8 protein-coding genes and 1 pseudogene are annotated in these 10572 nt (G+C 56.9%); 5 read left to right on the top strand and 4 right to left on the bottom strand.

Features of this window, described 5'->3' with window-relative positions:
• Both Q7T06_RS02370 and Q7T06_RS02365 read right to left on the bottom strand, forming a co-directional pair.
• Positions 1-117, bottom strand: a pseudogene (locus tag Q7T06_RS02370) (microcin ABC transporter permease); the annotation flags it as partial.
• Between the two features lie 10 nt (positions 118-127).
• Entirely contained in the window at positions 128-1927 is a 1800-nt protein-coding gene (locus Q7T06_RS02365; protein WP_304779532.1) for an extracellular solute-binding protein, read from the bottom strand.
• 219 nt (positions 1928-2146) lie between these two features.
• On the opposite strand from Q7T06_RS02365, the gene fabI reads away from it, so the two are divergent.
• From fabI to leuA, 5 genes are all read left to right on the top strand, one after another.
• Positions 2147-2932 (top strand): enoyl-ACP reductase FabI, encoded by a 786-nt coding sequence (gene fabI, locus Q7T06_RS02360; protein WP_304779529.1) that lies wholly within the window; start codon positions 2147-2149, stop codon positions 2930-2932.
• Positions 2933-3391: 459 nt separating this feature from the next.
• Entirely contained in the window at positions 3392-4801 is a 1410-nt protein-coding gene (locus Q7T06_RS02355; protein ID WP_304779525.1) for a DEAD/DEAH box helicase, read from the top strand.
• Positions 4802-4996: 195 nt separating this feature from the next.
• The gene (locus tag Q7T06_RS02350; protein WP_304779519.1) at positions 4997-5371 is read left to right on the top strand and encodes a YXWGXW repeat-containing protein; all 375 of its coding nucleotides are present in this window, start codon (positions 4997-4999) and stop codon (positions 5369-5371) included.
• Positions 5372-5694: 323 nt separating this feature from the next.
• Positions 5695-6747: a selenide, water dikinase SelD gene (gene selD / locus Q7T06_RS02345; RefSeq protein WP_304779514.1), complete on the top strand. Its 1053-nt coding sequence runs from the start codon at positions 5695-5697 to the stop codon at positions 6745-6747.
• A 505-nt stretch (positions 6748-7252) separates the two neighbouring features.
• Positions 7253-8920, top strand: a complete 1668-nt coding sequence (gene leuA / locus Q7T06_RS02340; protein WP_304779508.1) for a 2-isopropylmalate synthase — start codon at positions 7253-7255, stop codon at positions 8918-8920.
• 69 nt (positions 8921-8989) lie between these two features.
• On the opposite strand, the gene Q7T06_RS02335 is transcribed toward leuA, so the two are convergent.
• Positions 8990-9616, bottom strand: coding sequence for a hypothetical protein (locus Q7T06_RS02335; RefSeq protein ID WP_304779503.1), 627 nt, complete (start codon positions 9614-9616; stop codon positions 8990-8992).
• 151 nt (positions 9617-9767) lie between these two features.
• Positions 9768-10572, bottom strand: an 805-nt coding sequence (locus tag Q7T06_RS02330) for an SUMF1/EgtB/PvdO family nonheme iron enzyme (protein ID WP_304779496.1), incomplete at its 5' end; no start/stop codon positions are given.

Here is a 10572-nt window from a genome sequence, read left to right as displayed (position 1 = left end):
CTGCTCGACCGGCCCGCCGGGCACGAACTGGATCACGGCAAACGTGATCGCCACCACGCCCAGCAGCGTCGGCAGCATCAGCAACACGCGCTTGATTATGTACGACCAGATATTCATCGCTGCATCCTCATCTTGCTTTCTGTTCCCACCACGTTGAAATCACGTAGGGATCGGCCTGATAGTAAAGCGGCGGCTGCGACGGAATGCCGAAGCGATCCCGATACGCGACCCGGTGCGTGGCCGAATACCAGTGCGTGACCACGATATGCTTGTGCAGCAACACGCGATCGAGTGCGCGCGCGGCCGCCACCATTTTCCTGCGGCTGTCGGCCGCCACCAGGGCTTCGACCAGGCGATCAACCGCGGCATCCTTCAAGCCCCATGCATTGTTCGAACCTTTTTCATCCGCCGCCCTGGAGCCGAACATGTCGAACATTTCATTGCCGGGACTGCTGACATCGGGGAAACGCACGCTGGTCATATCGAAATCGAACTCTTCCATGCGCTTTTGCACCAGCGCGTAATCGGCCGTGCGTTGCGTGACCTGTATGCCGAGCTTTTGCAGATTGCGCACATAGACGCTGATCACGCGCGACAAGGCAGACTGGTCATCCATGATTTCAAATGCAAACGGCTCACCCTGCGCATTGCGCAGCGCGCCATCGCGATAAGTCCAGCCAGCCTGGCGGAACAGCTCGACAGCTTCGAGCAGGTTGGCGCGCAGCGAGCGCGGTGCATCGGTGCGCGGCGGTACCGGCGCCGGGCCGAAGACAACCGGATCGAGCTTGCTGCGCATCGGCTCCAGCAGCGCCAGTTCATCGGCGGAAGGCAAACCGGTCGCCGCCATCGCACTGTTATTGAAGAAGGAATAGATACGCTTGTAGGCGCCAAAGAATAATTGCCGGTTCATCCATTCATAATCAAGCGCCAGGCCGAGCGCGCGACGTACCCGCACATCCTGGAATTGCGGCCGCCGCAGGTTCATCACAAAGCCCTGCATGCCGGCGCCGTTGGAATGCGTCAGTTCGCGCTTGACGATTTCACCGCTGGAAAATTTCGGCCCCTTGTAGCTGCGCGCCCAGTTCTTGGCGCTGTACTCGACCACCAGATCAAACTCGCCGGCCTTGAACGCCTCCAGCCGCGCCACATCATCCTTGTAGAAGCGGTAATTGATACGCGCGAAATTGAACGTTCCTTTACGCGACGGCACATCCCGGCCCCAGTAATTTGCATCCAGTCTGTAGCTGATGGAGCGACCTATGTCGTAGCGATCGATCAGATAGGGGCCGCTGGCAATCGGCGGCGTCAGCTGGATCTTGTCGAAGTCGGTGCCGGCCGCCCATTTGCGCGAAAACACCGGCACGCCGCCGACAATCAGCGGCAGCTCGTGATTGAGCGACTTGAAATCGAAACGCACGGTGCGCTCGTTGAGCACCACGCATTGCTTGATTTCGGCAAAGATGGACTTGAATTGCGGCGCACCTTTGGCAACCAGCGTGTCATACGAATACTTGACGTCGGCGGCCAGCACCGGATCGCCATTATTGAAGCGCGCCTTGGGATTCAACCTGAAAGTCATAGACATGCGGTCCGGCGCCAGCACCATGTCTTCAGCCAGCAAACCATACATGGTCGCCACTTCATCGGAAGAATTGACTGCCAGAGTCTCGAACATCAGGTTGGATACACCGGCGGCCACCACGCCCTTCATCGAGTAGGGATTGAATTTATCGAAGCTGGTGCGGCGATCCGGGTTGGCGAGAAACAGTTCTCCACCCTTGGGAGCATCAGGATGCACATAATCGAAATGTGTATAGCCGGCTGGATATTTGGGCGTGTCGTAAAGAGAGAAGGCGTGGGCGGCAAAGGCAGAACCAGCTGGCGAGAGTAAACAGAGCAGCAAAAAAGATAGGAGTGATTTAGCCATGCGCCTGTCGTTGGTAGTCATTATCGTCGTTGATCGTCATTAGATACGTTGACGTTCCGGCTATTCTACAGAATCACCCACGCCATAGAACAAAGCACTGAACAACCACAACAAAGCAGTCAAAAAACCAGAGAATTGCCACAAAAGTTGCTGTCACGCCGGCTAGCCCCTACAATCTTGCCCATTCCATCCATTTCCGAAGAACCACTGGAGTCGTTCATGGCATTCTTGCAAGGCAAAAAAATCCTCATCACCGGTTTGTTATCGAGCCGCTCCATCGCCTACGGCATCGCCAGCGCTTGCAAGCGCGAAGGCGCCGAACTCGCATTCACCTATGTAGGCGAGCGTTTCAAGGACCGCATTACCGAATTCGCCAAAGAATTCGACAGCAAACTGATTTTCGATTGTGACGTCGGCAGCGATGAACAGATCAATGCCTTGTTTGCCGATCTGGGCAAATCCTGGGACCATCTCGACGGCCTGGTGCATTCAATCGGCTTTGCGCCGCGCGAAGCCATCACCGGCGATTTCCTTGAAGGCCTGTCGCGCGAAGCGTTCCGCATCGCGCACGACATTTCAGCTTACAGCTTCCCTGCGATGGCCAAGGCGGCACTGCCTATGCTCAAACCGGGCTCCTCGCTGCTGACACTGACCTATCTGGGTTCGGTGCGCGCCACGCCTAACTACAACACGATGGGGCTGGCCAAGGCCTCGCTCGAATCCAGCGTGCGCTATCTGGCGGAATCGCTGGGCAGCAAGGGTGTGCGCGTCAACGGCATTTCAGCCGGACCGATCAAGACGCTGGCAGCATCCGGCATCAAGGATTTCAGCAAGCTGCTGGGCATCGTCGCCGCGCATGCGCCGCTGCGCCGCAACGTAACGATAGAAGACGTCGGCAATACCGCCGCCTTCATGCTGTCCGATCTGGCAGCCGGCATCACCAGCGAAATCACTTACGTCGATGGCGGTTTCTCGCACGTGATGTACGCGCCTGAGGCAGAGTAAGCACGACAGCAATATTTCAGGCACGCTTGCCGCAGGGAGCACTTCCCCCTGCTGCAAGCGGCAGCCACACTGCCTCACTGCTGGTTTGAGCCCTTCCCGGGTCTTGATTTCACGATATCTTTTTGTCTACACATGTCAAGCGCATCATCCCAGCCTGCCGCCCGCCGGCAAAACTGCTGGACATAACACCAGTTATCCATTACTATGCGCGCAGTGCTTTGCAACATGCATCGCACTTTGCAGCATCGCGAACCGTTAGCATTAACGATAAAGCCCCCCGCCTTCTGGTGTTGAATTTCATACACCGTCCCGGCGCAAAGCTTTTGTGCCGAAATCTCTAAGAGTTTTCCCAGCTGTTTCTGTTTCGTTGGTTGGCGTTGCATCCTTGCGCACTTCGCAGTCTTCATCACGGACACAATCCGTCATGCATGCTGCAGCGCTGACATTACGAAAGAAAAAATGACATTTGAATCACTAGGCCTCCACGCGTCCATCATCAAGGCATTGACGGAATCTGGCTATACCGCTCCTACCGGCGTGCAAGCGCAAGCCATTCCTGCCGCGATCGAAGGTCGCGACATGATGGTTTCGTCGCAAACCGGCTCCGGCAAGACGGCGGCATTCATGCTGCCTGCGCTGCACAAATTCGCAGTCCAGTCCGAACAACAGCAACCTGAAGCCGGCAGAACGCCGAATCAGGAAGCACAATCGGCACGCTCACGCGGCGATCGTCCACGCTTCAAGGCTGCCCAGCCAAAAATGCTGGTGCTGACCCCGACCCGTGAACTCGCCCTGCAAGTCACCACTTCGACCGACAAATACGGCGCGTTCATGAAACGTGTCAAAGCCGTGTCTATCCTGGGTGGCATGCCGTATCCAAAACAGATGCAATTGCTGGCCAAGAATCCTGAAATCCTGGTTGCTACGCCTGGTCGTTTGATCGACCACATGGAATCGGGCAAGATCGATTTCTCGGAACTGCAGATCCTCGTACTCGACGAAGCTGACCGCATGCTGGACATGGGTTTCATCGACGACATCGAAAAAATCGTTGCTGCCACACCGGAAAGCCGTCAAACCATGCTGTTCTCGGCCACGCTCGACGGCATGGTCGGCAACATGGCAAAACGCATCACCAAGGACGCGCTGATCATCCAGATCGCCGGTTCAGCTACCAAGCATGAAAACATCAAGCAATGCGTACACTTTGTCGACGATCTGTCGCACAAGAATCGCCTGCTCGATCATCTGCTGCGTGACGAAACAATGGATCAGGCTGTCGTCTTCACCGCCACCAAACGCGATGCCGACACGATCGCAGATCGTTTGAACATCGCCGGTTTCGCTGCTGCCGCACTGCATGGCGACATGCATCAAGGCGCACGTAACCGTACGCTGGACAGCCTGCGTCGCGGTCAAGTGCGCGTGCTGGTTGCAACCGACGTTGCCGCACGCGGTATCGACGTTCCTGCCATCACTCACGTGTTCAACTACGACTTGCCCAAGTTCCCGGAAGACTACGTCCACCGCATCGGCCGTACCGGTCGTGCCGGCCGTAACGGTCTGGCGGTATCGCTGGTCAATCATGCAGAAGGCATGAACGTCAAGCGCATCGAACGCTTCATCAAGCAATTGATCCCGGTCGAAGTGATTGAAGGTTTCGAGCCTAAGCGCACTGCATCGGCACCACGCTCGAACCACAAACCAGGCGGCTGGAAACCAGGCGACAACCGTGGCAACGCGGCCAAGCCAGGTCAACGCACCTTCAGCAAACCGAATGCACCACGCAACGATGGCGGCGGCTACAACAAAGGTCCCCGCACCAGCGATGCAGGCGGCGCAACACGTCGTCCTTTCGGCGAGCGTTAATAGCTGATTGATGGCTCATTGAGCCTCAAGCTTGAAACAAAAATACCGGGCCAGCAATGGCCCGGTATTTTTTTGTGCTCCGACCAGCGAAATATCGATCGGGACGGTAAAAATTGTAAGAATCTGCATAAGTTGCTGACACTGTCAGGACCTGCGGTATATTGTTGACTGCATTGCCAACCGGGAGAATCATTGATGAAACATTTAATTATCGGCGCCGCCATACTGATCAGCACTGCTGCCGCCTTGCCGTTGCAGGCAATAGCCCAGGTCAGCATCAATCTCAATATCGGCACCGAACCACCGCCGCCACGCCACGAACGCGTGCCAGCGGCGCGTAGCGGCTACATCTGGGCGCCTGGCTACTGGAACTGGGATGGCCATACCCACATCTGGTCCGCAGGGCATTGGGAACGTGCACGCCCCGGCTATATCTATGAGCGCCCGGAATGGCATCAGGACAATGGCCAATGGAATTTGAATAAAGGCGGATGGAAGCCGGGCAATGGCAAGAATAATGGAAAAGGCTATCACTGCCCTCCAGGCCAGGCCAAAAAAGGCAACTGCTAAGCATTAAAAGACGGTGCGCTTGCATAAGCACGCACCGTCGTCCTGCATGAAAATGCCTGCGCCATGACGCGCAAGTGCAGCATCCACTCGACATCTGATGAAGTTCAGGCAAACGCCTGACGAACTGGCATCCCGGCAGACTCCCATCGCACTACATTTCCAGGCAAGTCCGGACCGGCTACGCAAAAACAATTGAACAGCCGCGGCGTATAATCACGCACATTCCCAGCGCATTAGTCAGGTTCTTCCAGCATGGCGACGCGACATGCCGCCATGACTGGCCGCGCTGGCACCCACTCTCGCTGTAAATCTGAAAGTTCATCATGACCACCAACACGCCGATCAAACTCACTTCCTTTTCGCACGGTGGCGGTTGCGGCTGCAAGATTGCGCCGGGCGTGCTGGCTGACATATTGAAAAATTCAAGCGGTTTCCCGGTTCCCAAGGAGTTGATGGTCGGTATAGAGACTTCCGACGATGCCGCGGTCTACAGGCTCAATGACGAGCAAGCCTTGATCGCAACGACCGATTTTTTCATGCCTATCGTCGATGATCCTTACGATTTCGGCCGCATCGCAGCGACCAATGCAATCTCCGACGTCTACGCGATGGGCGGCACGCCTATCATGGCGCTGGCGCTGGTCGGCATGCCGATCAATCAATTGCCGATTGAAGTCATCGGCCAGATCATCAAGGGCGGCGAATCGATTTGCGCAGAAGCCGGCATACCGATTGCAGGCGGCCACACGATAGATTCCGTCGAACCAATATATGGGCTGGTTGTACTCGGACTGATACATCCATCGAAGGTCAAGCGCAATGCCGATGCCAGGGCGGGCGACAAGCTCATCCTCGGCAAAGGGCTGGGCGTGGGCATCCTGTCGGCCGCCTTGAAAAAGGAAGCGCTGGATGCCGATGGTTATGCCACGATGATCGCCAATACAACCAGACTGAACAAACCCGGCATGGCCCTGGCCAAGCTTGACGGCGTGCATGCACTCACCGATGTCACCGGCTTTGGCTTGCTGGGGCACCTGCTTGAACTTGCGCGCGGCGCCGGGCTTACTGCAAAGTTGAACATGCCGCAGATTCCACTCTTGCCCAAGGTACAGCAGCTGGCAGAACAAGGTTGCATCACCGGCGCCTCCGGTCGCAACTGGGACGCTTATGGCCATGATGTAATGCTGGACCCAGCCATCACGCCGGTGCAACGCGCGTTGCTGAGCGATCCCCAAACATCTGGCGGCTTGCTGGTTGCATGCGACCCGGCGACAGTCGACGAAGTGCTGGCCTTGTTCCGGCAGCAGGGTTTTGCCGATGCGGCAGTGATAGGCGAAATGGTGGAAGGTGCAGCAAGCATCACCGTTACAGTGTGATCGGTGCGGCTGCCAGCGGCAAAATACAGGCTTGATCCTTGTTGTCCAGACCCAGGCTGCGATGCCCGAGCCAGGCGGCAGGGTCTTGACTGTCATGCAACGCCAGCCCCGCCGGACTTGACAGTCCAGCCTCGCTTCGCCTAAAGTTACCTATGTTTTACGCAAACCACATCCCTTCCGCACCATCGCACATCGCTGGCACCCTGCTATCGACGCTGCTATCGCTACTACCAGCCTAGTATCGATTCCCTTTGCTTGTACGCAGCACCGTTACACACACCACGCAGTAAAAACCAGGTTAGTCGCAATCATCATGCATATACAGTCGAGTCCAGCAGTACGCATTCAGGGCGGTTTGAACGCCGGGATGGCATGCGCTCGCACACTGGATTTGCTACTGCTACCGATCGGTTTCCTGACCTAGCGCATGTGGCAGTCAGGCAGCCTTCCCGCCACAACTGATGCGCTTTATTGATTACCGCTAGACCGAATAAAAGGATAGACCATGATGTTGCCCAACCCTGCCGCGAAATATCGCGCTTTTCCCCCAGTCAAACTTGCCGACCGCACGTGGCCGAACCAGGTAATCAGCAAGCCGCCGATCTGGATGAGTACCGATTTGCGCGATGGTAATCAGGCGCTGATCGAACCGATGAGCCCGGAAAAGAAATTGCGCTTCTTTGAAATGCTGCTGAAGATAGGCGTCAAGGAAATCGAAGTGGCCTTCCCGTCGGCCTCGCAAACCGATTTCGATTTCGTGCGCAAGCTGGTCGAAGAAAAGCGGATTCCGGATGATGTGACGATAGAAGTGCTGACGCCGGCGCGGGAAGACTTGATACGCCGCACTGTCGATTCGGTGCTGGGTACGCGCCGCGCGATCGTCCACATGTATAACGCAACCGCACCTTCGTTCCGCCGCATCGTCTTCAACATGTCGAAAGAAGAAGTAAAAGCACTGGCCGTCGCCGGCACCAGACTGATCCGCGAGCTGACCGATGCGCACCCGGAAACCGAATGGGTATTCCAGTATTCGCCGGAAGCCTTCAGCATGACCGAACTCGATTTTGCGAAGGAAATCTGCGACGCCGTCTCCGAAGCATGGCAGCCTACGCCGCAACGCAAGATGATCATCAACCTGCCCGGCACGGTGGAAGCCAGCACGCCGAATGTATATGCCGACCAGGTCGAGTGGATGCACCGCAATCTGGCGCGCCGTGACGCCATCCTGATCAGCGTGCATCCGCACAATGACAGGGGTTGCGCAGTGGCGGCGGCCGAACTAGCCGTGATGGCCGGCGCCGATCGCATCGAAGGCTGCCTGTTCGGCAATGGCGAACGTACCGGCAACGTCGATCTGGTCACGCTCGCGCTTAATCTCTATTCGCAGGGCATAAACCCGGGACTGGATTTCTCCGACATCGATGCTGTTCGCCAGTGCGTGGAAGAGTGCAACCAGATAGCCGTGCATCCGCGTCATCCGTATGCCGGCGACCTGGTGTACACGGCGTTTTCCGGTTCGCACCAGGACGCAATCAAGAAAGGCTTTGCGAAGCAGCAGGCCGATGCGATCTGGGAAGTGCCCTACATGCCGGTCGACCCGGCCGATCTCGGCCGCAGCTACGATGCGGTCATCCGCGTCAACAGCCAGTCGGGCAAAGGCGGCATGACTTATTTGCTGGAGCAGGAATACGGCCTGGTCTTGCCGCGCCGCCTGCAGATCGAATTCAGTCGCGCAGTGCAGCGCGTCACCGATGAAACCGGCGGCGAAGTCGCCGCCAGGGACATACACACGATCTTCAACAATGAATACCTGAATGCCATCACGCCCTACCAGTATCGCAACCACCACATCGATGAGTCGCAGGGCAATGGCACTGTGCATATCCGGGTCGAACTCGAGAGAGACGGTCAGCCGCTGTCGCTGCAAGGCACAGGCAACGGGCCGATAGATGCATTCGTCAATGCGCTGGGCATGGATATCAAGCTGATGGATTTTCACGAACATGCGATCGGCGCAGGGGCCAATGCCAATGCCGCAAGCTATATGGAATTACGCGTCAATAACGGTCCGACCCGATTTGGCGTCGCCATAGACGGCAACATCGTGACGGCATCGCTGCGCGCGATATTAAGTGCAGTCAATCGCGATATCGGCCTGGCAGAAAATTCCTGAACGATCTGTAGTCACGCTGCAGCCGTCATTCCGGCAACTGCTGGAATGACGGCTGCATGCAATAGCCGGCTAAAACAACTGGCGGCTGACGACAATCACGTTTGCCAGCGCAGCAATCACGATCAGCCCGCCCAGGGCGCGCGGATACCTGTACGCCAGCTTGTCCAGTGGCGTGTACATCAGATCCACATCCTTGTACGTGTGACGCAATGAAAACCAGCGGCCCGACTGCTGGTCCAGCCTGTGCAGCGCGGCAGGAAAAAATCCCAGCATCACACTTACTGCTATCGTCAGTACGCTACCTATCAGCAAGAACCACCACACGCTGCTGAATATCCATTCGGCAAAGGCGGGTGGAACTTGCAGCCTGCTACTGGCCAGCATGCCTAGCTGATGAGCATCTATACGTGTGACCAAATGCGTGATGGAGAAGATGCTGGCCACGATAAAAACCAGCGCGAACCAGCGCCTGTAGCGTTCGAAAAACGGCCAGCTGTCGCGCGGTATGGCGGCCGGCTTGAGGGCGCGCCGGAATGAGACCCACTGGTTCATCCTGTCGCAAAAATAGAATACGCGCGAACTGAAACAAACCAGGCCGATGCCAATCGCGACGCTGAAGACGCCGCCTATAAAGAGCAACCACAGCAAGGGCGAAACCAGCAATTGCTGGGCCACGTGTGTCATCGTATCTGTCATGTTGGCTAGACTCCCGGTTGAAATGTATCCGTGAAGGAAAAAATCAGCTATCAGTCATTATATTGTCGGAACGACAAGCACAACATAGCACAGGATGCAGGCGGCGTTTTGCCTGCATGTGCGAATTTTTGACGGCAGCACCCGTTGATGGCTAGCGTGCCAGACGTATGCCGGAAAATTGCCAGCGCGCAGTTGCGGGGAAGAAATTACGGTAAGTCACGCGGCCATGCCCGTGCGGCGTAACGCAGGATGAACCGCGCAGCACATATTGATTCGCCATGAACTTGCCGTTGTATTCGCCCAGGGCGCCGGCAGCCGTTTTATAACCTGGATAAGCGGCGTAACTGCTGGATGTCCATTGCCAGCACAAACCGAAAAACTGCATGTGTTCTGCCTGCGCCTCGCCTGAGGCCAGGGACTCGAGCGCGACATGCTCCCATTCCGCCTCGGTCGGCAAGCGTGCGCCGGCCCAGCGCGCATAGGCATCGGCTTCAAAATAAGATAGTTGCGTGACAGCGGCATCGGGTTCCAGCGGATGCAAACCATGCAAGCCAAACGCATGCCAGGCAGGCGATGCGCCCTCTTCGGTTTTTTGCCAATAGAGCGGCTGCGTCAATTGCAGGTTCTGCACCCAATCCCAGCCTTCCGACAGCCAGCATGACGGATTCCCGTAGCCGCCTGCCAGTACAAAAGCCAGGTATTCGCGGTTCGTTACCAGCCGCGTTGCCAGCGCATACGGTTCCAGGAACTGCCGGTGCAGAGGCAGTTCATTATCGAAACAAAAAGCCTGATCGTCATAGCCGATCTGCACCACGCCACCGCTGTAAGAGCGCCATTGCAAGGCGCCGGCTGGCGCTGGAACGGGAGGCGGCGTTTTCGCATAAGCGGGCTGCAAGGGATTGCGTGAAAACAGATGCAGCACATCGGTCAGCATCAATTCCTGGTGCTGCTGCTCA

It is taken from the genome of Herminiimonas sp. (assembly GCF_030645555.1).
Taxonomy (GTDB): domain Bacteria; phylum Pseudomonadota; class Gammaproteobacteria; order Burkholderiales; family Burkholderiaceae_D; genus Oxalicibacterium.
Note: the sequence above shows the minus strand (reverse complement) of the source record. Positions and strands in the feature narration are given on the sequence as shown.